This window comes from Rhizobium laguerreae (assembly GCF_002008165.1).
GTDB lineage: Bacteria > Pseudomonadota > Alphaproteobacteria > Rhizobiales > Rhizobiaceae > Rhizobium > Rhizobium laguerreae.
In genome coordinates, this window is the sequence record NZ_MRDM01000011.1 from 483,294 (window position 1) to 509,839 (window position 26,546).

General features: G+C 61.3%; 27 protein-coding genes. 10 read left to right on the forward strand and 17 right to left on the reverse strand.

What is annotated here, in order from left to right; translation table 11 throughout:
* Positions 1–131 precede the first annotated feature (131 nt).
* The 3 genes from BS630_RS14805 to BS630_RS14815 all read right to left on the reverse strand — a co-directional run bounded on the left by BS630_RS14805 (position 132) and on the right by BS630_RS14815 (position 3,291).
* Positions 132–584, reverse strand: a complete 453-nt coding sequence (locus tag BS630_RS14805) for an HPr kinase/phosphorylase (RefSeq protein ID WP_077978047.1) — start codon at positions 582–584, stop codon at positions 132–134.
* Positions 581–2,371: a sensor histidine kinase gene (locus BS630_RS14810; RefSeq protein WP_077978048.1), complete on the reverse strand. Its 1,791-nt coding sequence runs from the start codon at positions 2,369–2,371 to the stop codon at positions 581–583. Before BS630_RS14810 ends, BS630_RS14805 begins: the two co-directional genes overlap by 4 nt.
* A 185-nt stretch (positions 2,372–2,556) precedes the next feature.
* Positions 2,557–3,291: a response regulator transcription factor gene (locus BS630_RS14815; protein ID WP_206102978.1), complete on the reverse strand. Its 735-nt coding sequence runs from the start codon at positions 3,289–3,291 to the stop codon at positions 2,557–2,559.
* Between the two features lie 337 nt (positions 3,292–3,628).
* On the opposite strand from BS630_RS14815, the gene BS630_RS14820 reads away from it, so the two are divergent.
* The 3 genes from BS630_RS14820 (at position 3,629) to BS630_RS14830 (ending at position 6,404) form a co-directional block, all read left to right on the forward strand.
* Positions 3,629–5,239 carry a phosphoenolpyruvate carboxykinase gene (locus tag BS630_RS14820; RefSeq protein ID WP_077978050.1) on the forward strand — a complete coding sequence of 537 codons (1,611 nt, stop codon included), beginning with the start codon at positions 3,629–3,631 and terminating at the stop codon, positions 5,237–5,239.
* A gap of 108 nt (positions 5,240–5,347) precedes the next feature.
* Complete coding sequence (arfB, locus tag BS630_RS14825; RefSeq protein WP_077978051.1) at positions 5,348–5,791, forward strand: alternative ribosome rescue aminoacyl-tRNA hydrolase ArfB; 444 nt, start codon at positions 5,348–5,350, stop codon at positions 5,789–5,791.
* Position 5,792: 1 nt separating this feature from the next.
* A complete protein-coding gene (locus tag BS630_RS14830) occupies positions 5,793–6,404 on the forward strand; it encodes an alpha-ketoglutarate-dependent dioxygenase AlkB family protein (RefSeq protein ID WP_077978052.1) in 612 nt (203 codons plus the stop codon).
* 14 nt (positions 6,405–6,418) lie between these two features.
* Here the strand turns inward: BS630_RS14830 and coaA are convergent, their stop codons facing one another.
* The 9 genes from coaA to hisB all read right to left on the reverse strand — a co-directional run bounded on the left by coaA (position 6,419) and on the right by hisB (position 12,053).
* Positions 6,419–7,414: a type I pantothenate kinase gene (coaA, locus tag BS630_RS14835; protein ID WP_017962658.1), complete on the reverse strand. Its 996-nt coding sequence runs from the start codon at positions 7,412–7,414 to the stop codon at positions 6,419–6,421.
* On the reverse strand, positions 7,411–7,734 hold the full coding sequence (locus BS630_RS14840) for a phosphoribosyl-ATP diphosphatase (protein WP_017995608.1): 324 nt from the start codon (positions 7,732–7,734) through the stop codon (positions 7,411–7,413). The genes coaA and BS630_RS14840 overlap by 4 nt, the downstream gene beginning before the upstream one ends.
* A 17-nt stretch (positions 7,735–7,751) precedes the next feature.
* A complete protein-coding gene (hisF, locus tag BS630_RS14845; protein ID WP_077978053.1) occupies positions 7,752–8,540 on the reverse strand; it encodes an imidazole glycerol phosphate synthase subunit HisF in 789 nt (262 codons plus the stop codon).
* Positions 8,541–9,287 carry a 1-(5-phosphoribosyl)-5-[(5-phosphoribosylamino)methylideneamino]imidazole-4-carboxamide isomerase gene (gene hisA, locus BS630_RS14850; protein WP_077978054.1) on the reverse strand — a complete coding sequence of 249 codons (747 nt, stop codon included), beginning with the start codon at positions 9,285–9,287 and terminating at the stop codon, positions 8,541–8,543.
* A gap of 6 nt (positions 9,288–9,293) precedes the next feature.
* Positions 9,294–9,851 carry a hypothetical protein gene (locus BS630_RS14855; RefSeq protein ID WP_077978055.1) on the reverse strand — a complete coding sequence of 186 codons (558 nt, stop codon included), beginning with the start codon at positions 9,849–9,851 and terminating at the stop codon, positions 9,294–9,296.
* On the reverse strand, positions 9,848–10,030 hold the full coding sequence (locus BS630_RS14860) for a hypothetical protein (protein WP_003544173.1): 183 nt from the start codon (positions 10,028–10,030) through the stop codon (positions 9,848–9,850). Before BS630_RS14860 ends, BS630_RS14855 begins: the two co-directional genes overlap by 4 nt.
* A 253-nt stretch (positions 10,031–10,283) precedes the next feature.
* On the reverse strand, positions 10,284–10,934 hold the full coding sequence (hisH, locus tag BS630_RS14865; RefSeq protein WP_025396536.1) for an imidazole glycerol phosphate synthase subunit HisH: 651 nt from the start codon (positions 10,932–10,934) through the stop codon (positions 10,284–10,286).
* Positions 10,935–10,936: 2 nt separating this feature from the next.
* Positions 10,937–11,422 (reverse strand): DUF2628 domain-containing protein, encoded by a 486-nt coding sequence (locus BS630_RS14870; RefSeq protein WP_077978056.1) that lies wholly within the window; start codon positions 11,420–11,422, stop codon positions 10,937–10,939.
* A 22-nt stretch (positions 11,423–11,444) separates the two neighbouring features.
* Positions 11,445–12,053, reverse strand: a complete 609-nt coding sequence (gene hisB / locus BS630_RS14875; RefSeq protein WP_003544176.1) for an imidazoleglycerol-phosphate dehydratase HisB — start codon at positions 12,051–12,053, stop codon at positions 11,445–11,447.
* Positions 12,054–12,209: 156 nt separating this feature from the next.
* Here hisB and hslV point away from each other — a divergent pair, with 156 nt between their 5' ends.
* The 6 genes from hslV to BS630_RS14905 all read left to right on the forward strand — a co-directional run bounded on the left by hslV (position 12,210) and on the right by BS630_RS14905 (position 19,396).
* On the forward strand, positions 12,210–12,737 hold the full coding sequence (gene hslV / locus BS630_RS14880; RefSeq protein WP_017962666.1) for an ATP-dependent protease subunit HslV: 528 nt from the start codon (positions 12,210–12,212) through the stop codon (positions 12,735–12,737).
* Complete coding sequence (locus BS630_RS14885) at positions 12,724–13,236, forward strand: GNAT family N-acetyltransferase (protein ID WP_077978057.1); 513 nt, start codon at positions 12,724–12,726, stop codon at positions 13,234–13,236. Before hslV ends, BS630_RS14885 begins: the two co-directional genes overlap by 14 nt.
* Entirely contained in the window at positions 13,233–14,540 is a 1,308-nt protein-coding gene (hslU, locus tag BS630_RS14890; protein WP_011649875.1) for an ATP-dependent protease ATPase subunit HslU, read from the forward strand. Before BS630_RS14885 ends, hslU begins: the two co-directional genes overlap by 4 nt.
* A gap of 189 nt (positions 14,541–14,729) precedes the next feature.
* On the forward strand, positions 14,730–15,677 hold the full coding sequence (locus BS630_RS14895) for a DUF1402 family protein (RefSeq protein ID WP_077978058.1): 948 nt from the start codon (positions 14,730–14,732) through the stop codon (positions 15,675–15,677).
* 48 nt (positions 15,678–15,725) lie between these two features.
* Entirely contained in the window at positions 15,726–17,138 is a 1,413-nt protein-coding gene (locus tag BS630_RS14900; RefSeq protein WP_077978092.1) for a cytochrome P450, read from the forward strand.
* A gap of 86 nt (positions 17,139–17,224) precedes the next feature.
* Positions 17,225–19,396: a malate synthase G gene (locus tag BS630_RS14905; RefSeq protein ID WP_077978059.1), complete on the forward strand. Its 2,172-nt coding sequence runs from the start codon at positions 17,225–17,227 to the stop codon at positions 19,394–19,396.
* Positions 19,397–19,465: 69 nt separating this feature from the next.
* Here the strand turns inward: BS630_RS14905 and BS630_RS14910 are convergent, their stop codons facing one another.
* Complete coding sequence (locus BS630_RS14910; RefSeq protein ID WP_077978060.1) at positions 19,466–20,149, reverse strand: L,D-transpeptidase; 684 nt, start codon at positions 20,147–20,149, stop codon at positions 19,466–19,468.
* A gap of 179 nt (positions 20,150–20,328) precedes the next feature.
* Here BS630_RS14910 and BS630_RS14915 point away from each other — a divergent pair, with 179 nt between their 5' ends.
* Positions 20,329–20,823 carry an MmcB family DNA repair protein gene (locus BS630_RS14915; RefSeq protein ID WP_012759589.1) on the forward strand — a complete coding sequence of 165 codons (495 nt, stop codon included), beginning with the start codon at positions 20,329–20,331 and terminating at the stop codon, positions 20,821–20,823.
* 18 nt (positions 20,824–20,841) lie between these two features.
* Here BS630_RS14915 and BS630_RS14920 read toward each other — a convergent pair whose 3' ends face one another.
* From BS630_RS14920 to lhpI, 4 genes are all read right to left on the reverse strand, one after another.
* Entirely contained in the window at positions 20,842–21,420 is a 579-nt protein-coding gene (locus tag BS630_RS14920; RefSeq protein ID WP_077978093.1) for an ActR/PrrA/RegA family redox response regulator transcription factor, read from the reverse strand.
* Between the two features lie 66 nt (positions 21,421–21,486).
* Positions 21,487–22,815: an ActS/PrrB/RegB family redox-sensitive histidine kinase gene (locus BS630_RS14925; protein ID WP_170268996.1), complete on the reverse strand. Its 1,329-nt coding sequence runs from the start codon at positions 22,813–22,815 to the stop codon at positions 21,487–21,489.
* A 24-nt stretch (positions 22,816–22,839) separates the two neighbouring features.
* Entirely contained in the window at positions 22,840–25,305 is a 2,466-nt protein-coding gene (gene hrpB / locus BS630_RS14930; RefSeq protein WP_077978061.1) for an ATP-dependent helicase HrpB, read from the reverse strand.
* Positions 25,302–26,249 (reverse strand): bifunctional Delta(1)-pyrroline-2-carboxylate/Delta(1)-piperideine-2-carboxylate reductase, encoded by a 948-nt coding sequence (gene lhpI, locus BS630_RS14935; RefSeq protein ID WP_077978062.1) that lies wholly within the window; start codon positions 26,247–26,249, stop codon positions 25,302–25,304. The genes hrpB and lhpI overlap by 4 nt, the downstream gene beginning before the upstream one ends.
* Positions 26,250–26,546 lie beyond the last annotated feature (297 nt).

A 26,546-nucleotide genomic window follows, 5' to 3' on the forward strand; every position in this document is an offset into this window, starting at 1 on the left:
ATACAAACGGTGGCCCCAATATCGCAATGCAGCAATTACGTCCACCGGTGGGGGCACATCTTGGCTATGAAAAGCCGAAGTGCAAGATAAAAATGCGAATATATAAGGCAGATTGACCAATCCGGAAGGCCTCAGCGCCCGATATCCGGCACTTTTGCCATCAGGATCGCAAGGGGTGAGGAAACGCCTGTGAGCAACCGCAATGCGGGAAGCGAAAAACCGGCAGCAAGGCTCACCATTTCGCCCTCGGGAGGCACCCGGTTTTCACCGGTCGCGCTGCCCGGAAGCACGGCATAATGCATGGCCGCCCTGGGAATATGGTCCTGACGAACGATGCCGGTGCCGCGAAGTTCGATCAGCCCGGTGATCGACGGCGGGCACGTGGCGATCACCGCGCCGGCCTCTCTTGAGAGAAGAACCTGGTCGTCCGCGACCAGCGCCGTGAAAAGCCCGAGCCGGCGCGCCTCGGTCATGCAGGTGAAGGCCAGCATCGATTTTCCCCAGCCGGAGGGGCCGCTGAACAGCAGCCCGGTCTTGCCGACGACGATCGCCGTCGCATGGACGTTGAAACCTGCCTCGGTCATGCTGCGGCGCCGATTGGCAAAGAGAGGATGAAGCGGGCGCCGAGTATATGCCCGCTCTCGGCATCGGTGATGTTTTCGGCTCTCAGCGAACCGCCATGCGCTTCGGCGATCTGGCGGCTGATCGAAAGGCCGAGGCCCGAATTCTGGCCGAAGCCTTCCGCCTCCGGCCGGTCCGTATAGAAGCGCTCGAAGATACGGTCGATATTTTCCGCCTGGATGCCCGGGCCGTTGTCTTCGATCGTGGTGACGCAGCGCGAGCGTGTCCGCACCAGCCGCACAGTAATCTTGCCGCCCTTTTCCGGCACGAAAGAGCGGGCATTCTCGATCAGGTTGGCGATGATCTGGCCGATGCGTAGATCGTGGCCGTTGATGACGAAGCGGGTCTTGACGTTCGGCTTGCGTTCGATCGCATATTCGATCTCCACCTGCTTCTTGGTGCTCCTGACCTGGCGCGAAACCTCGATGAGGTCGCGCAGCAGCACCTCCATATCAACGGAGCCGGCATCCACGCGTGCGAGTTCGGCGTCGAGACGGGAGGCGTCGGAGATATCGCTGATCAGCCGGTCGAGGCGGCGGACATCGTGCTGGATGACGTCCATCAGCCGCTTCTTGGAATCGTCGGATTTGGCAAGCGGAAGCGTTTCGACAGCGCTGCGCAGCGAGGTCAGCGGGTTCTTGAGCTCATGGCTGACATCGGCCGCGAAACTTTCGATCGCATCGATGCGGTCGTAGAGCGCCGTCGTCATCTCGCGCAAGGCGATGGAAAGGTTGCCGATTTCATCCTGGCGGGCAGAGAAGTCGGGAATTTCCTCACGCGTCTTGGCGCCGCGGCGGACGCGGATGGCCGCTGCCGAAAGACGGCGCAGCGGATTGGCGATGGTCGACGACAGCACCAGCGAAAGCAGCACGTTGACGAGCGTCGCGACGCCGAAGACGCGCATGATGGCAAGCCGCTCGGCATGGACGATATTGTCGATGTCGCCCGCCTGTGTCGACAACAACAGCACGCCGAGCACGGCGCGGAAGCGCTGGATCGGCACGGCGACGGAAACGATGAGCTCCCCTTTTTCAGTGGTGCGCACGACTGCGCCGCGAACGCCGGTGAGCGCATTCATCACTTCGGGATAGATTGAGCCGTCGCCCCCCGGCGCTTCCTTATAGAGCGGCAGATTGCCGGGCTGTAACGCCTTGTTGAACAGGGTGGCGAACCATTCGCTCCAGGTCTGTTTCTCTTCCTCAACCGGCGGCAGGTCGAAGCGCAGCACCTGGCCGCGCGAATAGAGATGGCGCGAATCGAGCAGCAGGTTGGCATCGGCATCGAAGATGCGGGCGCGCGTGCGCGTCGGAGAGATCAGCCGGCGCAGGACCGGCGCGACCTTTTCGGGATCGATCGGGAATTCAAGGTCCTCGTCGTTCGGCACCGGGGTGATGCTCTGGCCGGCCTGCAGCTCGAGCAGCTTCTGCGGATCGATGGTAATCGAGTTCGTATCGACCGACGCGGAGGCCGAAACGGCGCCGGCGATGATTTCGCCCTGCGTCAACAGGCTTTCGGCGCGAGCGTCGATCAATCCCTCGCGGAACTGGTTAAGGTAGAGGATGCCGCCGACGAGCACCACCAGCGCGACGAGATTGAAGAACAGGATGCGCCGCGTCAAGCTCGAAAAGACGGCATTGCCGAAGATGCGGCGGATCAGCGTGAAGGGATGCGACCAACGGCGGCCTCGGACGCGACGGGTGCTCACGCCCTCCGCATCGTCGAGATCCCTTTCCTGCACCAACTGTGCCAATAACAGGCCCTTTCGAAGGGCGGGGCCGGATGGACCGGCCCGCAGCCCTCAACATTTCTAACAGCGCCGCGCGTCTTTTCAGACGCGCAAAGGACGCTGTGACATTTTGAACTGCTGCATAATTTGATCCTTAAATCGATGCCGACTTAGGAGATTATGCAGGAGCGCGCTGCGCCGCTCGGGGCTCAGCCTGCTTCGCGGAAGCGGTATCCCACTCCGTAGAGTGTTTCAATCATATCAAAGTCGGTGTCGACCATCTTGAATTTCTTGCGCAGCCGCTTGATGTGGCTGTCGATGGTCCGGTCGTCGACATAGACCTGTTCGTCATAGGCTGCGTCCATCAGCGCGTCGCGGCTTTTGACGACGCCGGGGCGCTGCGCCAGCGAATGCAGGATCAGGAATTCGGTCACCGTCAGCGTCACGGCCTCGCCTTTCCAGGTGCAGGTATGGCGTTCCTGGTCCATGACCAGTTGCCCGCGCTCCAGCGAGCGGGCCTGCTGCACCGCGCCGGTCTTCGGCGCGCCGCTGGGGCCGGTGCCGGCGGCGGCGGCTTCGCGGCTTGACGCGCGGCGCAGGACGGCGCGCACGCGCTCCACCAGCAGACGCTGCGAAAAAGGTTTGGTGATGAAATCATCGGCGCCCATCTTCAGGCCGAAGAGTTCATCGATCTCCTCATCCTTGGAGGTGAGGAAGATGACGGGAATATCCGACTTCTGCCGCAGGCGGCGCAGCAGTTCCATGCCGTCCATGCGCGGCATCTTGATGTCGAAGATCGCCAGCTGCGGCGGTCGCGCCAGCAGGCCGTCGAGCGCCGAAGCACCGTCCGTATACGTCTCGACCTTATATCCTTCGGCCTCCAGCGCGATCGACACCGAGGTGAGGATGTTGCGGTCGTCATCAACGAGCGCGATTGTCGGCATGGTGTTGGTCTCCGTCATCAGTGCGCAATCTCCCGGATCTGCTCTCCCCAGGCGGTCTCAGTGACCGGATGCGCTTATGGAGGATAAAGGTGGAACAAATTGTGGCAAAGATAAAGGGGAGGATTGTCGCAAAATTCGCCTGCAATCTTAAGTAGCGCGTTCGAATCTTTAAACCCGACCTATTCAAACGATTTAAAATTGAGGCGATAAATTTAAATCGATTAATTATTTGATATCACAGCATTTTCTCCAGTTTTCCATCTTGTGTTTTAAAATTTCTGCCCGTATTTTCGCGATTAGTTTTAACGGCAACGAGCCTGAGTGAAGGGAACTAGCCATGGAAATGTTCGGAGTTCATAACCCGGCAATAGGGCTGGCAACGGTTGGATTGGGCGGCGCAGCCAGCGTTCGCTACAACTTTTCCGCCGCTACGCTCTATGAAGAAGCGATCCGCCGGGGCGAAGCCGAACTGACCGCTCAAGGCGCATTGCGGGCTATTACCGGCCAGCACACGGGCCGTTCGCCGCGCGACAAGTTTGTCGTTCGCGATATCAATACCGATGGCGAAATCTGGTGGGACAACAACAAGCCGATCTCGCCGGAGCACTTCGCCGTGCTGCGCGACGATATGCTGGCGCATGCCGCGGGCAAGGAGCTTTTCGTCCAGGATCTCGTCGGCGGCGCCGAGGAAGGTCATGCCCTACCGACCCGCGTCGTGACCGAATTCGCCTGGCATTCGCTGTTCATCCGCAATCTGCTGATCCGCCCTGACACCGCAGCGCTGTCCAGCTTCCTGCCGAAGCTGACGATCATCGATCTGCCGAGCTTCAAGGCCGATCCGGCCCGCCACGGCTGCCGTTCGGAAACGGTGATCGCCTGCGATCTCACCAACGGCCTCGTCCTCATCGGTGGCACCTCCTATGCCGGCGAAATGAAGAAATCGGTCTTCACCGTGCTCAACTACCTGCTGCCGGTCAAGGGCGTGATGCCGATGCACTGCTCGGCCAATGTCGGCCCGGATGGAGACGCGGCGGTCTTCTTCGGCCTTTCCGGCACGGGCAAGACGACGCTGTCGGCCGATCCGGCCCGGACGCTGATCGGCGATGACGAACACGGCTGGAGCGAAAACGGCATTTTCAACTTCGAAGGCGGCTGCTACGCCAAAACCATTCGCCTCTCGGCCGAAGCCGAGCCGGAAATCTATGCGACGACGCAGCGCTTCGGCACAGTGCTGGAAAACGTCGTGCTGAACGAAAGCCGCGAGCCGGATTTCGACGATGGGTCGCTGACCGAGAACACCCGTTGCGCCTATCCGATGTACTTCATCCCGAATGCTTCGGAAACGGGCCGTGCCGGGCATCCGAAGACGATCATCATGCTGACCGCCGATGCCTTCGGCGTCATGCCGCCGATCGCCCGGTTGACGCCTGATCAGGCGATGTATCACTTCCTCTCCGGCTACACCGCCAAGGTGGCCGGCACCGAAAAGGGTGTCGTCGAGCCGGAAGCAACCTTCTCCACCTGCTTCGGAGCTCCTTTCATGCCGCGGCATCCGGCCGAATATGGCAATCTGCTCAAGGAGTTGATCGGTCGGCATGGCGTCCAATGCTGGCTTGTCAATACCGGCTGGACCGGCGGCGCTTACGGCACCGGCAAGCGCATGCCGATCAAGGCGACGCGTGCGCTTCTCGCTGCCGCCCTGAGCGGCGAACTTGGACAGGTCGAATTCCGTGCTGACACGAACTTCGGCTTCGCCGTGCCGGTCTCCGTCGACGGTGTCGATGGCAGCATTCTCGATCCGCGCTCGACCTGGACCGACAAGGCAGCCTATGACGCGCAGGCCGAAAAGCTGGTCTCGATGTTCATTGCGAACTTCGCCAAGTTCGAAAATCATGTCGACGGCGGCGTCCGTGATGCGGCCCCCGGCGTAAAGGTCGCTGCCGAATAAGCAGATCAAACCTCTGACTCACGTGAAACCCGGCATCGCAAGATCGCCGGGTTTTCCATGTCACAGCCGATATTTTCAATTCGCCGCCGATGTGAGATAGAACGCCGCATGGCCAGCGACGCGCTCTATATCGATGACAGGATCACCATCGCGGGATGGGAGCTGACGGAACAGTTCGTTCTGGCGGGCGGTCCCGGCGGGCAGAATGTCAACAAGGTCTCGACCGCTGTCCAGCTGTTCTTCAACATCGCGAATTCGCCGTCCCTCAATGATCGTGTCAAAACCAATGCGATCAAGCTCGCCGGCCGGCGTTTGTCGAAGGAGGGCGTGCTGATGATCGAGGCGAGCCGGTTTCGCAGCCAGGACAGAAACCGCGAGGATGCGCGCGACCGATTGAAGGAGCTGATCCTCGAGGCCGCCAAGCCGCCGCCGCCGCCGCGCAAGAAGACCAGGCCGACCAAGGGCTCGGTCGAACGCCGCCTGAAGGAAAAATCCGGTCGCTCGGAAGTCAAGAAAATGCGCGGCCGCCCCGGCGGCGGCGGCGGTGAGTGACATGCCGGAGCTCTTCAGCGGCATCCGCCATCTCCCCGGTTACCTCGACCGAGCGCGTCAGGAGGCATTGGTCGAGATAATCCGCTCCGTCGTCGCCGAAGCGCCGCTTTATGTGCCCGCCATGCCTGGCACCGGCAAGCCGATGTCCGTGCGCATGACCAATTGCGGGCCGCTCGGCTGGGTGACGGACAAAGAGCGCGGCTATCGCTACCAGCCGACGCACCCGGCAACCGGCAGACCCTGGCCTGATATGCCGCAGCAATTGCTCGATATCTGGAATGACGTTTCGGGTTACGACAAGCCGCCGGAAGCCTGCCTCGTCAATTTCTACTCCGACGAAGCGCGCATGGGCTTGCATCAGGACAAGGACGAACAGGATCTCAAAGCCCCGGTCGTCTCGATCTCGCTCGGCAACAGCTGCCTCTTTCGCGTCGGCGGTCTCAGCCGCAATGATCGCACGCTATCTTTCAAGCTTTCGAGCGGTGATCTGGTCGTGCTGGGCGGCGAGGGGAGGCTGTGTTTCCACGGCGTCGACCGTATCCATCCGGCGACGTCGACGCTGCTGAAGAATGGCGGCCGCATCAATCTGACGCTTCGCCGCGTCAATCCCTAAAAATATAGGCGCCGCTATAGTTTTCGCAGCGCAACCTGTTCGATCAGGTGATCCTTGCCCTTTTTCAGGATGAGATCGGCGCGTGGACGCGTCGGCAGAATGTTCTGCCGCAGGTTCTTCAGGTTGATGTTTGCCCAAAGATCCTCGGCGATTTCGAGCGCTTCCGCGTCGCTGATCGAGGCATAGCGATGGAAATAGGAATTCGGATCGCGGAAGGCGGTCTCGCGCAGCCGCATGAAGCGCGTGACATACCAGTTGTGGATCTCGTCTTCGGCGGCATCGATATAGATCGAGAAGTCGAAGAAGTCGGAGACCATCGGCACGATCTTGCCGCCGGCCGGCAGGTCGCGCGATTGCAGCACGTTGATGCCCTCGAAGATCAGGATGTCGGGCCGGTCGACGATCTTGTATTCGTCCGGCAGCACGTCGTAGACGAGGTGCGAATAGCTGGGCGCCTTCACATCCGGCCGTCCGGCCTTGATCGCCGAGAGAAAGCGCAGGATTGCACCCGTGTCGTAGCTTTCCGGAAAACCCTTGCGCTGCATCAGCTTTTCCCGCTGCAGCACGGCGTTCGGATGCAGGAAGCCGTCGGTGGTGACGAGATCGACCTTCGGACTGGAAGGCCAGCGCCCCAGGAGCTCCTTGAGGATACGGGCGGTGGTCGATTTTCCCACAGCGACCGAGCCGGCGATGCCGATGACGAAGGGCGTCTTCGTCACATCGGACAGGCTGAGGAAGCGGTTGCGCTGTTCAAACAGCATCTGCGAGGATTCGACATGTGCCGAGAGCAGCCGCGACAGCGACAGATAGATGCGCCGGACCTCGTCGAGATCGATCGGATCGCCCATCGAACGAAGCCGTTTGACCTCGTCGCTCGCCAGCGTCAACGGCGTGTCGGCGCGGAATTTCGCCCATTGCTCGGAAGAGAAGAAGTGGTAGGGCGAATAGGATTCCGACTGGAAATGATCCAACGTTTCCGGCACCCCGATAATCTCAGTCGCGATACTCATGAACTCTGCCGGCTGGCCTTTTCCTTGAGGCCGGACTGCGCGGTTCTGCGCTCGAGTTCGGCCATGACATTCTCTAACGGTATTTCAGCAATCTTCAATACGACCAATAGGTGATAGAGCACATCGGCAGCCTCATAGGTCAGATTGTCGCGGTCGCCGGTTACCGCCGCCATCACGGCTTCGATCGCCTCTTCACCGAGCTTCTTTGCCGCTTTCGGCTGGCCGGCGGCCACGAGTTTGGCTGTCCAGGATTGCTCCGGCGACGCTTTCGATCGCTCTTCGACGATGCTTTCGAGATCGGAAAGGGAAAATCCGCTCATAGGTCCGCCTTCAAGGTTCAGTCGAGACGCATGTCGATGCCGCACTTCGACATATAGTGCTTCGCCTCGCTGACGGAATAGGTGCCGAAGTGGAAGATCGAGGCGGCCAGCACTGCATTGGCATGGCCTTCCTTCACCCCGGCGACGAGATCGTCGAGATCGCCGACGCCGCCGGACGCGATGACCGGCACACGCACCGCATCGGCGATCGCCCGCGTCAGCTCCAGATCGTAGCCGACCTTGGTGCCGTCGCGGTCCATCGAGGTGACCAAGAGCTCGCCGGCGCCGCGCGCCACCATCTTCTCCGCGAATTCGACGGCATCGATGCCGGTCGCGTTGCGGCCACCATGCGTATAGATTTCCCAGGCGCTGAGATTGTCGCCGCCGACCGCCTGCGTGCGCCGGAGTTTGGCATCGATCGAAACGACGATGCACTGGTCGCCGAACTTGTCGGCTGCCTCGGTGACGAAGTCGGGATTGCTGACGGCTGCCGAATTGATCGAGACCTTGTCGGCACCGCACAGCAACAGCTTGCGGATATCGGCGATGGTGCGCACCCCGCCGCCGACCGTCAGCGGCATGAAGCATTGGTCGGCCGTGCGCGACACGACATCGAAGATCGTCTCGCGATTGTCCGAGGAGGCGGTGATGTCGAGGAAGCAGAGTTCGTCGGCGCCGGCCGCATCATAAGCCTTCGCAGCTTCGACGGGATCGCCGGCATCGACGAGATTGAGGAAGTTGACGCCCTTGACGACACGGCCGTCCTTGACGTCGAGGCAGGGAATGACGCGGGCCTTGAGGGTCATTTATGCGGTCTCCTTGGCCCGGGCCGCCTTGATCAGCGCCAGCGCTTCCTTGGGATCGATACGACCGTCATAAAGCGCACGGCCTGAAATCGCCCCTTCCAGCTTCCGCGCATCGGGCTCCAGCATGCGCCTGACATCGTCGAGAGAGGCAAGGCCGCCCGAGGCGATGACGGGAATGGAAACGGCGTCGGCAAGTTCCAGCGTCGAACTCCAGTTGATGCCGGCCAGAATGCCGTCGCGGTCGATATCGGTGTAGATGATCGCGGCGACGCCGGCACCCTCGAATTTCCTGGCGAGCTCGATGACACCGAGTTCGGAGGCTTCCGCCCAACCCTCGACGGCCACCTTGCCGCCCTTGGCATCGATGCCGACGGCGACATGACCGGGAAATTTCCGGCAGGCCTCGATGACCAGCGCCGGATTTCTGACCGCGATGGTGCCGAGAATGACGCGCCGCAGCCCGCGCGAAAGCCAGGCCTCGATATGATCGAGGGTGCGAATACCGCCGCCGAGCTGCACGGGATTATCCGTTGCCTTCAAGATCGCTTCGACGGCATCGCCATTTGCCGAATGTCCCGCAAAGGCGCCGTCGAGATCGACCACGTGCAGCCATTCGAAACCCTGATCTTCGAAGGATCTCGCCTGGGCGGCCGGATCGGTGTTGTAGACTGTTGCCTGCTGCATGTCGCCGAGTTTCAGGCGGACGCATTGGCCGCCTTTCAGGTCGATCGCGGGAAAAAGGATCATGTCGTCTTACGTCCGTAGAGTGGTCGGTACCATCAGCGCTTTCCACGCATCTACGATATCCGATTGGAAAAAGACAGCGGCAATGGCAGCCGCGCCGAAAAGCAGAAGAAGGAGCAGGGTGACGGCAAAGCCGGCCCGGACCTGACGCCAAAAGCCCAGGCGCCTCTTGATCGATTTCTCGATGTTTCGTACCTGACGCAACGCATCGCTGTTGACGGCGGTCAGCCGGATCTGCGGCTCCATCGCCTCGACATAGGTTTCGGCATAACTCGAAAGGATCTGCGAGGCGCGGTCGCGTAGCGTGTTGCGTAGGTCGGTCGAGAGATAATTGCTGTTGACGGCGGCAAGCTCGGCCTCATCGGGCGAACGGCCGGCGTTCCGCTTGCGATGGCTGAGAACGAAATCGCGCTTTTGCCGCTCGTAGAGTGCGTAGGCGAGCAGGCCGATCAGATCGTCCTCACCTTCGATATAGAATTCCAGCACCGCCTCGGCGATATCGCCGGCGCTGACCCCGTTCTGCCGCCGGCTCGAACCGTCGTTTGCGGGGAAAGAGTCATGGATCATCGGTCCAGCCTTTCTTTCAGCGCCTTGGCTGCATTGGAAAGCGCCTTCCTGTGGATGGCTTCGTCGACACGGCGGATGACCGTGCCGCCGGGAAGCTTGATATCAGAAAAGGGGGGCAAGCCTTCCCTGGAGGGCCGCAACGTGTAGAACACCTTGCCTGATTTCCGTGAAGCCGGCATCGCGCACTCCTGTTCCGCCGTTTCCATACTAGAACAGGATGATTTTAGGCCGGGTCGGCCTAAAATCTGCATCCTGTTCTACATTATACAGTCAGAGCATGATGTCGTCCGAAAACCGCTCACACTTTTCGGCATCATGCTCTAGGGAAATAAGGCGGCTGTATTAAAAGCCAGCCCTTGGAGAAATTCCAGCAAAACCGTGTAGCCGTTTTGCTTCGGGATTGTGTGAACAATGCTTGACGGGTTCGGGGCTCTACGGGTTCCAGCGCAGAAAATTGGCGATCAGGGCCAGGCCGAGCTTCTGGCTCTTTTCCGGGTGAAACTGCGCCCCGACCATGTTGTCGCGCCCGACGAAAGCAGTCATCGGACCGCCATAGTCGGCCGTCGCAATAACATCCTCGGCGTTTTCGGCGGCAAGATGGTAGGAATGCACGAAATAGGCGTGCAGTCCCTGCGACCCCGTCGGAATTCCTTCGAAGAGCGGATGTTGGCGCTTCAGGTCGAGCGTGTTCCAGCCGATCTGCGGGATCTTGAGTGCCGGATCATCCGGCGTCATCTCGACGACGTTACCGGGAATCCAGTTAAAACCGTGCGTCACGGTCTTCTCGAGGCCGCGCGAGGACATGAGCTGCATACCGACGCAGATGCCGAGGAACGGCCGCGCCTTCTTCTCGACAGCCTCGATCAGAACCTCGGCCATATCAGGCACGGCATCGAGGCCGCGCCGGCAATCGGCATAGGCGCCGACACCGGGAAGCACGATACGATCGGCCGCGGCAACATCCTCCGCCCTGTCGGTGAGATCGATATGGGCATCGATGCCAGCTTCGTGGGCGGCGCGCTCGAAAGCCTTGGTCGCCGAGCGCAGGTTGCCGGAGCCATAGTCGATAATCGCGACGCGCATCGTCAGCGTCCTCCATCAAAACCAAAGAGACCAAGCGACGTTGCATCGCCGTGCGGGCTGTTCGGACGGGCCTTGTTCTGCCAGTCCGGTGCCGCGGCGTCGTCACTAGCTGCGATGGCCGCCCTGTCCGAAAAATAGACCTGCTCAGCAATGCCGATCGTATCGGCCGCAATGAATGCGTCTTCGTTCCAGCCCTTGGCAGCAAGGTTGCGGACCCGGAAATTCTGGCCCTCGAGACCGACCAGCATATTCACGCCCAACAGGATTGCCGCTCCCGCCGGCCCGAGGCCCGGTTCGTCCATCAGCGCACCACCAATCCCCTGCAGCAGAAAGGCCGCGGCCGCATGCAGCCAAAGCCGATGCGCCAGCAGCCAAACCCATGGAAACAGGAAGCCGAGCAGCGTGAAGCCGTCACGGATGGTTCGCGTCTCATCGGCCGTGGCGCTCGTGTTACCGGGCGGTGTCAGGAAGATATAGCTGGATGTCACTGCCGCTGCTCCCTTGAAGGGCTCAGACAAGCGTGCCCTTGGTCGAGGGAACACGGCCCGCCTGTCTCGGATCGATCTCTGTTGCCGTGCGCAATGCACGGGCAACGGCCTTGAAGCATGTCTCGGCAATATGGTGATTGTTGGCACCATAATGGTTGAGAATATGCAAGGTGATGCCGGCATTCTGGGCGAGCGCATGGAAGAATTCGCGCACGAGCTCGGTGTCGAAAGTGCCGATCTTCGGCGCGCTGAAGGCAACATTCCAGACGAGGAACGGCCGGCCGGAAAGATCGACCGCAGCCTTGGTCATCGTCTCGTCCATGGCGAGATCGATCGAGGCGTAGCGGGTGATCCCGCGCCGGTCGCCGAGCGCCTTGGAGATCGCCTGGCCGATGGCGATGCCGGTATCTTCGACCGTATGATGGTCGTCGATATGCAGGTCGCCCTTGGCATCGATCTCCATGTCGATGAGGGAGTGTCGCGAAAGCTGGTCGAGCATGTGGTCGAAGAAGCCGACGCCCGTCGAGATCGTCGATTTGCCGGTGCCGTCGAGATTGACGGAAACGGAAATCGAGGTTTCGTTGGTCTTGCGGGAAACGCTGCCGGTGCGGCTCGCTGCGGTCTCGGCCATATGGCCCTCCATCGGGAATAAGGCCGTTCCTTATCAGGCGCATCGGGAAATATCCAGAAGCCGGGCAAGAGAAAAGCCGGCCCATTTGCAATCGGCGCCAGTCCACTTACATAGGGCTCAACAGGGCCGGCATGCGGCCCGGCAGACAGGTGTTTTATGACAACAATCATTACAGTTCGAAAAGGCGGCAAGGTGGTGATGGCAGGCGATGGCCAGGTGAGCCTCGGCCAGACCGTCATGAAGGGCAATGCCCGCAAGGTGCGCCGCATCGGTAAGGGCGAAGTCGTCGCCGGTTTCGCCGGCGCCACCGCCGATGCCTTTACTCTGCTCGAAAGGCTTGAAAAGAAGCTGGAGCAGTATCCCGGTCAGCTGATGCGCGCCGCCGTCGAACTCGCCAAGGACTGGCGCACCGACAAGTACCTGCGCAATCTCGAAGCCATGATGCTGGTCGCCGACAAGTCGATCACGCTGGCGATCACCGGCAACGGCGACGTTCTGGAACCGGAGCATGGCACAACGGCGATCGGTTCCGGCGGCAATTTTGCCCTCGCGGCCGCCCTCGCACTCATGGATACCGACAAATCGGCCGAAGAGATCGCCCGCCGCGCCCTCGATATCGCCGCCGACATCTGCGTCTACACGAACCACAACGTCGTGGTGGAATCGCTGGATGCCGAAGGCTGAACCCTATGCCTTCCGGCCGCTTGCCGCGGTTGACCTGGCGCTCCTCGCCAAATGGCTGGAAAGCCGGCATGTCAGGCGCTGGTGGAGCGATCCGGCCAAGGCGCTGGCTTCGATGGAAAAGCATATCGATGCGGCCTCCGTCTCGTGCTTCATCGTCACGCTGAATGGAAAGGACTTCGCCTTTATCCAGGCGGCCGATCTCGACGACGTGGACGATGAAGCGCTCGCCGGTCAGCCGAAGGGCACCTACGGCATCGACCAGTTCATCGGCATCGAGGAACTCGCGGGCAAGGGTCATGGACCGGCCTTTATGATAGGGTTTTGCGATATGCTCTTTGCAAAGGGCGCGCAGCGGATCCTGGTCGATCCGCATCCTGACAACGCATTCGCAATCAGAGCCTATACCAAGGCGGGCTTTCAAGGACTTGGCGAAACAACGACTAATTACGGCCGGGCGCTGTTGATGGCCCTGGACCGCCAGGAGAATGACACGCAATGACCACTTTTTCCCCCCGCGAGATCGTTTCCGAGCTCGATCGCTATATCATCGGCCAGCATGACGCCAAGCGCGCCGTTGCGATTGCGTTGCGCAATCGCTGGCGCCGCCAGCAGCTCGACCCGAGCCTGCGCGACGAAGTCATGCCGAAGAACATCCTGATGATCGGCCCGACCGGTGTCGGCAAGACGGAAATCTCCCGCCGTCTGGCAAAGCTCGCCGGTGCGCCCTTCATCAAGGTGGAAGCCACAAAGTTTACCGAAGTCGGATATGTCGGCCGCGATGTCGAGCAGATCATCCGCGACCTCGTCGAGGTCGGCATCGGCCTGGTGCGCGAGAAGAAGCGGGCCGAGGTGCAGGCCAAGGCGCATGTGAGCGCCGAGGAGCGTGTTCTCGATGCGCTGGTCGGCACGACGGCATCGCCTGCCACGCGCGAAAACTTCCGCAAGAAGCTCCGGGACGGCGAACTCGACGACAAGGAAATCGATATCGAGGTGGCCGATGCCGGCTCCGGCATGGGAGGCTTCGAAATTCCCGGCATGCCGGGCGCCAATATCGGCGTGCTGAACCTGTCGGAAATGTTCGGCAAGGCGATGGGCGGCCGCACCAAGAAGGTCCGCACCACAGTCAAGGCCTCGTATAGTGACCTAATCCGCGACGAATCCGACAAGCTGATCGACAACGAAGTGATCCAGCGTGAAGCCGTTCGCTCCACCGAGAATGACGGTATCGTCTTCCTTGACGAAATCGACAAGATTGCCGCCCGCGACGGCGGCATGGGCGCCGGCGTTTCGCGCGAAGGCGTGCAGCGCGACCTCTTGCCGCTCGTCGAAGGCACGACGGTCTCGACCAAATACGGGCCGGTCAAGACCGACCATATCCTGTTCATCGCCTCCGGCGCCTTCCATGTCTCCAAGCCTTCGGATCTTCTGCCGGAATTGCAGGGCCGCCTGCCGATCCGTGTCGAATTGCGTCCGCTGAACAAGGATGATTTCCGCCGGATCCTGACCGAGACGGAAGCAAGTCTCATCCGCCAGTACCGCGCGCTGATGGAAACCGAGAGCCTGAGCCTCGAATTCACCGACGACGCGATCGACGCGCTTGCCGATGTCGCCGTGCATCTGAACTCCTCCGTCGAGAACATCGGCGCACGCCGTCTGCAGACGGTGATGGAGCGGGTGCTGGACGATATTTCCTACAACGCGCCGGATCGAGGCGGGACGGCCGTGACGATCGATGCAGCTTATGTGCGCGAACATGTCGGCGATCTCGCACAGAATACCGATCTCTCGCGCTTCATTCTGTGATATCGGCGCACCGCTTCATGTCTTTCCCGGCATGAATGCCGGATTGTGACGAACGCGACTCTCGACAACGGGCCTTTTACTTTCTAGTGAAGGCCCGTTTTGTTTTCCGCTCCGGCTTTATTCGGCCAAGATTCTGGTCCAGGCAGCCGCATCGCAAACAGGATGATGGAACGGACGGGATAACGGATCGTGCGACGCCTTTTGACAAGCCTTATGATTGCCGTTGCCCTGGTGAATTCGGCGCCTGCCTTCGCTATGCAGGCGGTGCCGGCGGGCAACCGTCATGCCGAGCAGCCCGATATTCCGGGCGCTTCCATCCGGCGCACCAAGGGCACCAAGAGCAGCTTCGATCTGAAATACGAAAAGGTTCATGAGCTTCTGGCGACCGATCGCGAGCTGATGAGCAAGATCCGCAAGATTTCCAGCGCTTATGGCATCAATCCCATCCATGTCGTCGGCGCGATCGTCGGCGAACACACCTATAATGTCGATGCCTACGACCGGCTGCAGGCCTATTATGTTAAGGCTGCCTCCTATGCCGGAGAAAGCTTCCGCTTCGCTTATGATGGCGAAAGCGTCGACGAATTCGTGGCACGGCCGCAATTTTCCGAATGCAAGGGCAAGAGCGATTCCTACACGCTCTGGTCCTGCCGCGAAGATGTCTGGGAAACCGATTTCCGCGGCAATACGGTTGAAGGTACGAGCTTTCCTAACAACCGTTTCAGCGCGGTCTTCTTCCAGCCCTTCTATGCCGGCCAGACCTTCGGTCTCGGCCAGGTCAATCCGCTGACGGCGCTGATGCTCTCCGATCTCGTGACCCGCGTGTCGGGCTATCCGAGGCTGAATGAGAAGAATGCCGGCGCCGTCTACAGGGCCATCATGGATCCCGACATCTCGCTCGCCTTCGTCGCGGCCTCGATCCGCAGGTCGATCGACGATTACAAGGAGATCGCCGGCATGGATATCTCGGGCAATCCCGGCCTGACGGCGACGCTCTATAATGTCGGCAATTCGCGCCAGCGCGCCGCAGCACTTGCTGCGAAAAACCGCGGCGCTGGTGCGACCGTCTGGCCGGAAGAGAATTATTACGGCTGGCTGATCAACGACAAGCTGGACGAACTCAAGGGCCTGCTCTAGCTTCAGGCCTGCCGGGAAGGCTTAAATCTTCCCCGAAAGGCTTTGATGATGGACATGCGTCCGGACCCCTTCGTCCCGCCAGCACCGCTGCCGCGAGCCGTGCCGCCGAGCCGGCTGGAAATCATTCGCATCATCCTGCGCAATCCGCTCGAACTCTGGGGCGAGCCATCCTACACGCTGCCCTGGATCCGCACCAATTTCTTCGGCCAGAGGACGCTGATCGTCAACGATCCCGGCCTGATCAAGCACGTGCTGGTCGACAATGCCAATAGTTACCGCATGTCGGATGTGCGCCAGCTCGTCCTGCGTCCGATCCTCCGCGACGGCCTTCTGACCGCCGAAGGTCCTGTCTGGAAAAGATCGCGCAAGGCGGTGGCGCCTATTTTCACGCCTCGCCATGCCCAAGGCTTTGCCGGGCAGATGCTGCGCCAGTCCGAAGATTATGCCCGCAAATATGAGAGCGCAGGCGAGACAGGCGCAATTTTCGATATCAGCACCGATATGACGGAGCTGACCTTTGCCATTCTCGCTGATACCCTGTTCTCCGGCGAAATCGTCACCTCGAGCGGCCATTTCGCCGACGATGTCAATGAACTCCTGCATCGCATGGGCCGGGTCGATCCGATGGATCTGATGCGCGCTCCGTCCTGGGTTCCACGTGTGACCCGCATCGGCGGTCAGAAAGTGCTGGAGAAATTCCGTGCCATCGTACGCAACACGATGGATATGCGGCTCGCAAAGATGAAGGCAGACCGCAGCAGCGCGCCGCAAGATTTCCTGACCCTGCTCCTGGAGCAGGCTGGCCCTGAGGGGCTGACCAAGGAAGAAATCGAAGACAATATTCTGACCTTTATCGGCGCGGGGCATGAAACCACAGCCCGGGCATTGGCCTGGACGCTGTATTGCATATCGAACAGCCCGCATATCCGCGAGGCGATGGAAGAAGAAATCGACGCGGTGCTCGCCACTGGGACCAAACCTGTGGAATGGCTGGATATGATGCCGCAGACGCGCGCCGCCTTCGAGGAGGCTTTGCGCCTTTATCCGCCGGCGCCATCGATCAATCGCGCCGCCATAGCGGATGATTCCTGGACAAGCCCCAAGGGCGAGCGGGTCGTAATCGAGGCCGGCGTCACGGTGCTGATCATGCCCTGGACGCTGCATCGCCACGAACTTCACTGGGACAGGCCGCGCGCCTATATGCCCGAACGCTTCCTGCCGGAAAATCGCGGCTCTATCGGCCGCTTCCAGTTCCTGCCTTTCGGCGCCGGCCCGCGTGTCTGCATCGGCGCAACATTTGCGCTTCAGGAGGCGGTGATCGCCCTTGCTGTCCTGATGCATCGTTATCGCTTCGATTCCACCGATCAGACCAATCCATGGCCGGTGCAGAAGCTGACGACGCAGCCGCAGAACGGGCTGCCGATGCGCGTGACGCCGCGCATAATTTCCACCAAAGCATAAATCTTTCGAATTATTGCGGAATTGACTGTGAATGAAAGCCGGGCAAAGTGGCAGCATTCAAAAGTCGTTGCCAGGGAGAATGTCGCATGAACCGCGTTGATAAGAACGGTCTTGCCATCGAAACCGTCCTTCATGATTTCCTCGTCGAGGAGGTGCTGCCGGGTCTGGCGGTCGATGCGGACAAGTTCTTCGCCGATTTTTCGACGATCGTCCACGATCTCGCCCCGAAAAATCGTGCGCTGCTGGCAAAACGCGACGAGCTGCAGGTAAAGATCGACGACTGGTATCGCCGGCACGGCGCGCCGGCCGATATGGACGAATACCAGGCCTTCCTCCGCGAAATCGGCTATCTCCTGCCTGAAGGATCCGACTTCCAGGTTTCGACCGAAAATGTCGATCCGGAGATCGCCTCGACCGCCGGCCCGCAACTCGTCGTTCCCGTCATGAACGCCCGTTACGCCCTGAACGCCGCCAATGCCCGCTGGGGCTCGCTCTATGATGCGCTCTACGGCACGGACGCCATTCCGGAGAGCGATGGCGCAGAGAAGGGTAAGGGTTACAATCCGAAGCGCGGCGAGAAGGTCATCGCCTGGGTCCGCGATTTCCTCGATACATCAGCGCCGCTGCAGGACTGCCGCTGGAGGGACGTCGGAAGCTTCGCCGTCAAGGATGGAGCGCTGGTCGTCAGATCGATCGATGGCGAGCAGGCCATGCTGACGGACGGCAAGCATTTTGCCGGCTATCGCGGAGATGCCGCCGCTCCCACGCATATTCTCCTGAAGAACAACGGTATTCACATCGAAATCGTCATCGATGCGGCGACGACGATCGGAAAAGCCGATCCGGCTGATATTTCCGATGTCTGGCTGGAATCGGCAATTACGACGATCATGGACTGCGAGGATTCGATTGCCGCCGTCGATGCCGAGGACAAGGTCGTCGTCTATCGCAACTGGCTCGGTCTGATGAAGGGCGATCTGCAGGAAGAGGTGGCAAAGGGCGGAACGAGCTTCATCCGCACGCTCAACCCGGATCTGCAATATGCTGGCCCGGATGGTACCGCCTTCGAGCTGCATCGCCGCTCGTTGATGCTGGTGCGCAATGTCGGCCACCTCATGACCAACCCGGCGATCCTCGACCGCGACGGCAACGAGGTGCCTGAAGGCATCATGGATGCTGCGATCACCGGCCTGATCGCGCTTTATGATATTGGTCCCTCCGGCCGGCGGAAGAATTCCCGGACCGGCTCGATGTATGTGGTCAAGCCGAAGATGCATGGGCCGGAAGAGGTGGCCTTCGCCGTCGAGATCTTCTCGCGGGTTGAAGATGCGCTTGGCCTACCGCGCAACACCATCAAGATGGGCATCATGGATGAGGAGCGCCGCACGACCGTCAACCTCAAGGAATGCATCCGTGCCGCCCGCGAGCGCGTCGTCTTCATCAATACCGGCTTCCTCGATCGCACCGGCGACGAGATCCACACTTCGATGGAAGCCGGCCCGATGATTCGCAAGGGTGACATGCGCCAGGCGGCATGGATATCAGCCTATGAGAACTGGAACGTCGACATCGGCCTTGAATGCGGCTTGTCCGGCCATGCCCAGATCGGCAAGGGCATGTGGGCGATGCCGGATCTGATGGCGGCGATGCTCGAACAGAAGATCGCCCACCCGAAGGCCGGCGCCAACACCGCCTGGGTGCCATCGCCGACGGCCGCGACCCTGCATGCCACCCATTATCACCGGGTCAATGTCGCCCGTGTCCAGCAGGGGTTGAAGGATCGCGCCCGCGCCAAACTCTCCGATATTCTCTCCGTGCCGGTCGCGGTGCGGCCGAACTGGACGCCGGAAGAAATCCAGCGCGAACTCGATAACAATGCCCAGGGCATCCTCGGCTATGTCGTGCGCTGGGTCGATCAGGGCGTCGGCTGCTCGAAAGTGCCCGACATCAACAATGTCGGCCTGATGGAAGATCGCGCGACGCTGCGCATTTCGGCCCAGCACTTGGCAAATTGGCTGCATCACAAGGTCGTCACCGAAGCTCAGATCGTCGAGACGATAAGGCGCATGGCCGCCGTCGTCGATCGGCAGAATGCGTCGGATCCCGCCTACCGGCCGATGGCCGGCCATTTCGATGATTCGATCGCCTTCCAGGCCGCCCTCGATCTCGTCCTGAAGGGCAGAGAACAGCCGAACGGCTACACCGAGCCGGTGCTTCACCGCCGCCGCCTCGAGCTCAAGGCGAAGCAGACTGCCTGACGGAGAATACGAAAAGGCCGCCGGAACGATAGTTCGGCGGCCTTTTTTATACCGAATTCAATAATTAGCTTACTGAATGACGACGACTTTGGACGTGCCCTTGCCCGGGCGGACGCGGCTGTAGAGATCGATGACGTCCTGGTTCATCAGGCGAATGCAGCCCGAGGAAGCGGCGGTGCCGATGGAGGCCCATTCCGGCGTGCCGTGCAGGCGGAAGAGGGTGTCCTTGCCGTCCTCGTTGAAGAGATACATGGCGCGCGCGCCGAGCGGATTGCTGAGACCCGGACCCATGCCGTCCTCGACGTATTTGGCGAGATCAGGCCGGCGGACGGCCATTTCCTTTGGCGGGTGCCAGTTCGGCCATTCCTGCTTCCAGGCGACGTAGGCGGTGCCGGCCCATGCGAAGCCCTGCTTGCCGACGCCGATGCCGTAGCGCATCGCCTTGCCGTTGGCCAGGATGTAGTAGAGGAAGCGCTCGCGCGTGTTGACGATGATCGTTCCAGGACGCTCTGTGGTCTGGTAGCTGACGACCTGGCGGCGGAATTGCGGCTTGACCCTGTCGATCGGGATCGCCGGTAGGGAGTATCCGGCATCCTTCGTCAGGCCGTAGGCGTCATTGAAGATCTGTGCCGTCTGAACCGTCGGGCCTGCGCCCTTGTCGTCGGCGGATGCGCTGTCTGAGGTCGTGGAGCAACCGGCCAGAGCGAATGTCGCCAGCAGGCCAAAGACAGGGAATGCATTGCGGATGCGCATGGATGACTCTTGAAGTTTTGGGGCAAGGAGAACGGTCTTTCGACCATCGTTGATTATGGTTTATTTTCGATTAACTTGCGCTTTGCAAGACTACTGCAGCGCGACAAATCCGTCTGCCGCGCAAATTAGAAGCGCATGGCTTTTTTGCAACAACACGCCAGCCCCCGCGGTGGTTATCCATGACGATTTTGAGTGTTTACAATAACAATCCGTTAATCGATGGCCGGCAATCGGACAGGGCCATGATGGTGCGGCGCGGAACGCAGATATTGCTGCATGAAATGCGCCATGCCGTGCTGCCTGAACTGCCGCTGGCCAGTGGCCGCCGCGCCGATCTGATCACGCTTTCGGAAAAGGGCGAGGTCTGGATCATCGAAATCAAGACCTCGATCGAAGATTTCAGGGTGGATCGCAAATGGCCGGAATACAGGCTGCATTGCGACCGATTGTTCTTCGCGACTCACCAGGATGTGCCGTTGGAGATCTTTCCCGAGGAATGCGGACTGTTCCTGTCGGATGGTTACGGCGCCCATATGATTCGCGAGGCGCCGGAACACCGCATGGCGCCGGCCACGCGCAAATCCGTCACGCTCAACTTCTCGCGTGCCGCCGCGCAAAGGCTGATGATGGCCGAATGGGCGAACGGAAAACCGTTCACCGTGGATGATGTTTAATGGGCGCGACGTGGGCGTCTATTTCGGCGCGCGTTTGGCAAGGATACGCTGCAGCGTCCGCCGGTGCATGTTGAGCCGACGCGCCGTTTCGGAAACATTGCGCTCGCACATTTCATAGACCCGCTGGATATGCTCCCAGCGCACCCGGTCGGCCGACATCGGGTTTTCGGGAAGCTCGGCCTTCTCGCCCGGCCGCTGTGTCAGCGCCGAAAAGATGTCGTCGGCATCCGCAGGCTTTGCCAGATAATCGACGGCGCCGAGTTTTACGGCCGTGACCGCCGTTGCGATATTGCCGTAGCCGGTCAGCACGATGATCCTGGTGTCGTCGCGCCGCTGGCGGATCGCCTCGATGACGTCGAGCCCGTTGCCGTCGCCGAGCCGAAGGTCGACCACCGCATATTTCGGCGGCCTGCCTCTCGATTTCGCGACGCCCTCCGCCACCGATTCCGCCGTCTCCACCTGGAAGCCGCGCGTCTCCATCGCCCGCGCCAGGCGGCGCAGGAACGGCCCGTCGTCGTCGACGATCAGCAGGCTGGCATCGGGACCGATATGGTCTTCGTCCGACGCGGTGAAATTGTCATGATTCTGTTCTGTCATCGTCTCGGTCCCGGCGGTTGAACGCCCGATCTGCGTCAACCGCTTATATCCTTTATGCCGACAAAGTCATTTTGTCGAATTTGCGTCGATCAGCATGCGCGGCCATTCGATCCGGATGCGTGCCCCCGCACTTTCCGGGTCGCGGTTCTCGAAAACCAGCGATGCGCCGGAGCGCTCCAGCAGCGTTTTGGCGATGAAAAGTCCAAGCCCGAGGCCGCCTGCCGTATCTTCCTTCTGTCGCTTCGTCACATAGGGCTCGCCGATCCGTGTCAGAATATCGGGCGCATAACCGTTGCCGTCGTCCTCGATGACGATCAGCACTTTGTCGTGATCGTGCTCGACGGTAACGATCACTTTCTCTCGGGCATAATCGACGGCATTTTCGATCAGATTGCCGAGCCCGTACATGATGCCGGCATTGCGATCGGTGACCGGCTCGCCCTTGCGCGGGCTCTTTTCGATAAGCTCCAATCTGATGCCGAATTCCCGGTGCGGCGCGACGATCTCCTCGATCATCGAGGAAAGCGGCAGCCGGCGCATATGCGCCTCGCCTTCGGAGGAAAGCGTCGTCAGCCGCCGCAGGATGTCGCGGCAGCGTTCGCTCTGGCTGCGCAGCAGCATCACATCCTCGCGGAAACGATCGTCATCCTTGAGTTCCCGCTCCATTTCCTTGGCGACGACGCTGATCGTCGCAAGCGGCGTGCCGAGTTCATGGGCGGCGGCGGCTGCCAGCCCGTCGAGCTGCGACAGATGCTTTTCCCGCTGCAGCACCAGTTCGGTCGCAGCCAGCGCATCGGCAAGCTGGCTCGCTTCCATCGAGACCCGATAGGCATAGAAAGCGGCGAATGCCATGGTCGAGGCGATCGAGCACCAGACACCGAACTGCATGACGTTGTGCACGTTGATCTCGGCCCCGTCGAACCAGGGCAACGGGAAGGGCGAAAAGGCAAGCACCGTGATGCAGACCATCGCAACACCGATCAGCGCGGTGCTGTAGCGAATCGGCTGCGAGGCAAAGGAGATGATGACCGGCACGCAGACGAGCGCTGCGAAGGGGTTGGCAAGGCCGCCGGTGATGAAGAGCAGCGCGCAGAGCTGCAAAAGATCGAAGCCGAGCAGCGCAAAGGCGGCCGGCGGTTCCAGCCGATGCGTCGGCGGATAGCGGATCGTCAGGTAGAAATTCACCCAGGCCAGGGCGGCGATCAGCGAAGAACTGGCAACCAGCGGCAAGGGAAATTTCAGCCAGAAGGCAACGATGAAAACTGTCAGCGCCTGTCCGCCGACGGCAAGCCAGCGCAGCCGCACCAGTGTCTGCAGACGCAGCCTGCGGCTACTATGCCGGTCCTCCAGCGTATAGCCTTCCGTCTTGTCGATCATGTCAGGCTTATCGATCATGCCGACGGCTCCCTTGAATGGCCCTCATGTACCACGCGGTTTTGCCCGTGTCGTCGGCAACGCATCCTCCGGCCGTTCCGGCCAGGGATGCCGGGGATAGCGCCCGCGCATATCGGCACGCACATCCTTCCAAGAGCCGGCCCAGAAGCCCGGCAGGTCGCGTGTCGTCTGGATCGGCCGGTGCGCCGGCGAGGTGAGCTCGAGCAGCAGCGGCAGGCGGCCGCCGGCAATGGCCGGATGCTGCTTCAGTCCAAACAGCTCCTGCACGCGGATCGTCAGCACCGGCTCCTCGCCCTCATATTGGATCGGATGCCTTTGGCCGGTCGGCGCTTCGAAGTGGGTTGGCGCAAGCCGGCTAAGGTCGCGTTGCAATTCGTGCGGCACCAGCGACATCAGACCGTTCGAAAGCCCGGCTGCGGAAATCTCCGAAAGGCCGCGGGCCTCCGTCTGGAAGGGTGCGAACCAGTCGTCGAGCCGGGAAAGCAGGGCATCATCGCTGACATCGGGCCAGGGCTCGCCGATCGTCCTGTGGAGGAATCCGATCCGCTCGCGCAGTTGCACGGCGTCCTTCGAGAACACAAGCTGATCGAGCCCCAGCTCGCGTACCCCCTCCACGAGCGCCTGGGTGACTGCTGCCCCGGAAGGGCGCGGCAAGGGCGTCTCTTCGAAGACGATCGCGCCGAGCCGGGTTGCCCGCCGCGCCCGGATTTGCCGGCTCTGGCGGTCGAAGAATATCTGGTCGCCGGTTTTGATCTCACCGGGCAACTCGGCTTCGATGTCGCCGCGTGTCACCTCGGCTGCCGCCAGAACCCGCGCCTGTGCCGCCCGTCCGGTCAGGTCGGCGATCACCAGCATCTGGCTGCCGGCCAGCCTCTCGGTTTCCGGCAACTCTGCTCCGCGCCCGTTCGCCATCACGAATCGGCCGCGCCCGCCGCGCTGAAGTGCGATTCGATCCGGGAACGCATGCAGCAGCAATTGGCCTGCAAGCGCCGGCGCCGCTGAGGCACCCCTGTCGAGCCCGCTCGCCAACCGTCCCGCCAGTCGCCGCGAGGCCTCTGCTCTCTCGCCCCGCTCGGCCTTGAAGCGTCGCAGCCGTTCCTCAATATCGACACTCGTTCCGCCAAGCCCCTGTTCGGTGAGAAGCACGGCGATCATCGCCGCATCCCGGGCCTGCCCCGCTTCTCCCGCCGAGACGACCATGGCGGCAAGCCGCGGCGGCAAAGCCAGATCGCGCATCATCTTGCCGCGCGCTGTCAACGCTCCGTCCTTGTCGAGGGCGCCGAGCTGGCCAAGCAGCACCCGCGCTTCCCTCAGCGTCGTTTCCGGCGGCTGATCGACGAAGGCAAGGGATGCCGGATCTTGAACGCCCCAATGTGCGAGGTCGAGCACCAGCCCCGAGAGATCGCTGGAAAGGATCTGCGGCGGGGTGAAGGCCGGCAGTGCCGCCGTCTGTCCCTGGTGCCACAGCCTGACGGCGATGCCCGGTTCCGTTCGTCCGGCACGGCCGGCCCGCTGATCGGCGGATGCCCGCGACACGCGGACCGTTTCCAGCCGCGTGATCCCGGTCGACGCCTCGAACACCGGCAGGCGCTGCAGCCCGCTGTCGATCACGATCCTGACACCGTCGATGGTGATCGATGTTTCGGCGATCGATGTCGCAAGCACGATCTTGCGCGTCCCCTGGGATGCCGGCCGGATCGCCGCATCCTGCTCCTTCTGGCTGAGATTGCCGTAAAGGGGCGCAATCAGAGTTTCGGCTCCGAATCGCGCCTGCAGTCGTTCGAAGGTCCGGGTGATTTCCGCCTGGCCGGGCAGGAAGGCGAGGATCGAGCCGCCCTCGTTGGCATGGGCATCGAGTATCGCCCGCGTCACCGCATCCTCGATACGCTCGCCGCCCGGCCGATCCTGGTAACGGATATCGATCGGAAAGCTGCGCCCCAGGCTTTCGATAACAGGTGGATGGTCGAGCAAGCCGGCCACGCGTTCGACATCGAGGGTCGCCGACATGACCAGGATGTGCAGATCCTCGCGCAGCGCCGACTGGACATCGAGTGCCAGAGCGAGTCCGAAGTCCGCGTCCAGCGAACGCTCGTGGAACTCGTCGAAGATCACGACCGAGACGCCGTTCAGTTCCGGATCGTCGAGGATCATCCGGGCGAAAACCCCTTCGGTCACGACCTCGATCCGTGTCGCTGCCGATATCCTGTTGTCGAGGCGCATGCGATAGCCGACAGTCTCGCCGACTTGTTCGCCGATGAGCGATGCCATCCGGCTTGCCGCTGCTCGCGCCGCCAGCCGCCGCGGCTCCAGCAGGATGATCTTGCCGTCGCCGCGCCAGGCCTTGTCGAGCAGATAGAGTGGTACCAGCGTCGTCTTGCCGGCGCCGGGCGGGGCGGAAAGAACGGCGCGTTTTTGCTTTTCCAGCGCGGTAGCGACGGCCGGCAGGACATGTGAAACCGGAAGCTCCGGCAAGGATGCACTGATTGTCACTTTTGGCCCGTCACTGTCTCATAGGCAAGGATGGCGCCGGCGAGATCCTCCAACGCCGCACCCACCGACTTGAACAGCGTGATTTCTGCGTCATGGCTTCGTCCGCCATGGGCGCCGCTGACGAGTTCCGCAAGCTCAGCCCTGATGTCGCCTTCCTTCAGCACGCCGCTTTTCAGCGGCTGGACGATGTCGCCTGCCTCGGCGATGGCGCCGGCGCGGGTGTCGACATAAACGGAGGCACGGCGGATGGCCTCGTCGTCGCTTTCGCGCATGCTCGGCTTGAAAGCGCCGACGAGATCGAGATGCGCGCCGGGCTTCAGCCATTCGCCTGATATCAGCGGTGCGCTGGAAAGCGTGGCGCAGGAAATGATATCGGCTGTCCGCGCTGCGGCTTCAGCATCCGCGACCGCCTCGGCATTCAGGCCGAGCGCCCGGGCTTCGGCTGCGATCTTTTCCGCCGCTTGCCCGTTACGGCCCCAGACCCGGTACCTCTTGATCGGCCGGGTCGTGCCATGGGCAAGCATCAGGTTGAGCGACAGCCGCCCGGTTCCGCAGACGAGCAGCTCTTCCGCGTCGGCACGGGCGAGATGTCGGGCCGCCAGCGCCGATGCTGCCGCCGTCCGCCGCGCTGTCAACTCGCCGCCGTCGATTGCGGCAAGCATTTCCCCGGTAGCGCCGGAGGAAAGAAGATAGGTTCCGAAGATCGCCGGCAGGCTCCGCCGCACATTGCCTGGAAAGACCGAGACAGTCTTCACCCCGGCATAGCGTCCAGGAACCCAGGCCGGCATCAGGAGCAGTGTGGCGCTCTCCTCACCCGGTACCTCCATCTCATGGTGATGGCGCACCGGCATCACGCATTCGCTCTGGAACATGCGGGCGATCGCATCGATCAGTTCCGGCCAGGGCAGGGCCGCGCGCGTTTGTTCTTCATCAAGGACAAGCATTCTTCACTCCGCCGCATCGTTCTTCATCGCCAAACTAGCGAGTGAGGCGCGGCATAGGCAAGCACCCTGGAATTCCGCGTCAGGCGCCCCATATAAGGCTCATCTCCCTCGCCGAAGCCTATCCTTCAGGATTCGGCAAAAACGAATCTCAAAAACCGTCCGATTGGGTGGTGGATTTGCTCGTTTTTGGAGGCAGGCGATAAAAGCCCTTCATTTTCAACCTGTTACAAAAATGTCAAAAAACTTTGGTTGGGTGTGTTGACTGTTTATGAGGGTTAGTTCTATAAGCCCACTCAC

Excerpts from the sequence above, each read along its gene's own strand:
- BS630_RS14820 (WP_077978050.1), top strand. The coding sequence starts at position 3,629 with ATGGAAATGTTCGGAGTTCATAACCCGGCAATAGGGCTGGCAACGGTT.
- hisA (WP_077978054.1), bottom strand. The coding sequence starts at position 9,287 with ATGATCCTTTTTCCCGCGATCGACCTGAAAGGCGGCCAATGCGTCCGC.
- hslU (WP_011649875.1), top strand. The coding sequence starts at position 13,233 with ATGACCACTTTTTCCCCCCGCGAGATCGTTTCCGAGCTCGATCGCTAT.
- BS630_RS14805 (WP_077978047.1), bottom strand. The coding sequence starts at position 584 with ATGACCGAGGCAGGTTTCAACGTCCATGCGACGGCGATCGTCGTCGGC.
- BS630_RS14885 (WP_077978057.1), top strand. The coding sequence starts at position 12,724 with ATGCCGAAGGCTGAACCCTATGCCTTCCGGCCGCTTGCCGCGGTTGAC.
- BS630_RS14830 (WP_077978052.1), top strand. The coding sequence starts at position 5,793 with ATGCCGGAGCTCTTCAGCGGCATCCGCCATCTCCCCGGTTACCTCGAC.
- BS630_RS14910 (WP_077978060.1), bottom strand. The coding sequence starts at position 20,149 with ATGCGCATCCGCAATGCATTCCCTGTCTTTGGCCTGCTGGCGACATTC.
- hisF (WP_077978053.1), bottom strand. The coding sequence starts at position 8,540 with ATGACCCTCAAGGCCCGCGTCATTCCCTGCCTCGACGTCAAGGACGGC.
- coaA (WP_017962658.1), bottom strand. The coding sequence starts at position 7,414 with ATGAGTATCGCGACTGAGATTATCGGGGTGCCGGAAACGTTGGATCAT.
- hisB (WP_003544176.1), bottom strand. The coding sequence starts at position 12,053 with ATGGCCGAGACCGCAGCGAGCCGCACCGGCAGCGTTTCCCGCAAGACC.
- BS630_RS14900 (WP_077978092.1), top strand. The coding sequence starts at position 15,726 with ATGGACATGCGTCCGGACCCCTTCGTCCCGCCAGCACCGCTGCCGCGA.
- arfB (WP_077978051.1), top strand. The coding sequence starts at position 5,348 with ATGGCCAGCGACGCGCTCTATATCGATGACAGGATCACCATCGCGGGA.
- BS630_RS14815 (WP_206102978.1), bottom strand. The coding sequence starts at position 3,291 with ATGCCGACAATCGCGCTCGTTGATGACGACCGCAACATCCTCACCTCG.
- BS630_RS14855 (WP_077978055.1), bottom strand. The coding sequence starts at position 9,851 with ATGATCCATGACTCTTTCCCCGCAAACGACGGTTCGAGCCGGCGGCAG.
- BS630_RS14915 (WP_012759589.1), top strand. The coding sequence starts at position 20,329 with ATGACGATTTTGAGTGTTTACAATAACAATCCGTTAATCGATGGCCGG.
- BS630_RS14840 (WP_017995608.1), bottom strand. The coding sequence starts at position 7,734 with ATGAGCGGATTTTCCCTTTCCGATCTCGAAAGCATCGTCGAAGAGCGA.
- hisH (WP_025396536.1), bottom strand. The coding sequence starts at position 10,934 with ATGCGCGTCGCGATTATCGACTATGGCTCCGGCAACCTGCGCTCGGCG.
- BS630_RS14905 (WP_077978059.1), top strand. The coding sequence starts at position 17,225 with ATGAACCGCGTTGATAAGAACGGTCTTGCCATCGAAACCGTCCTTCAT.
- BS630_RS14925 (WP_170268996.1), bottom strand. The coding sequence starts at position 22,815 with ATGATCGATAAGCCTGACATGATCGACAAGACGGAAGGCTATACGCTG.
- hslV (WP_017962666.1), top strand. The coding sequence starts at position 12,210 with ATGACAACAATCATTACAGTTCGAAAAGGCGGCAAGGTGGTGATGGCA.
- lhpI (WP_077978062.1), bottom strand. The coding sequence starts at position 26,249 with ATGCTTGTCCTTGATGAAGAACAAACGCGCGCGGCCCTGCCCTGGCCG.
- BS630_RS14860 (WP_003544173.1), bottom strand. The coding sequence starts at position 10,030 with ATGCCGGCTTCACGGAAATCAGGCAAGGTGTTCTACACGTTGCGGCCC.
- BS630_RS14920 (WP_077978093.1), bottom strand. The coding sequence starts at position 21,420 with ATGACAGAACAGAATCATGACAATTTCACCGCGTCGGACGAAGACCAT.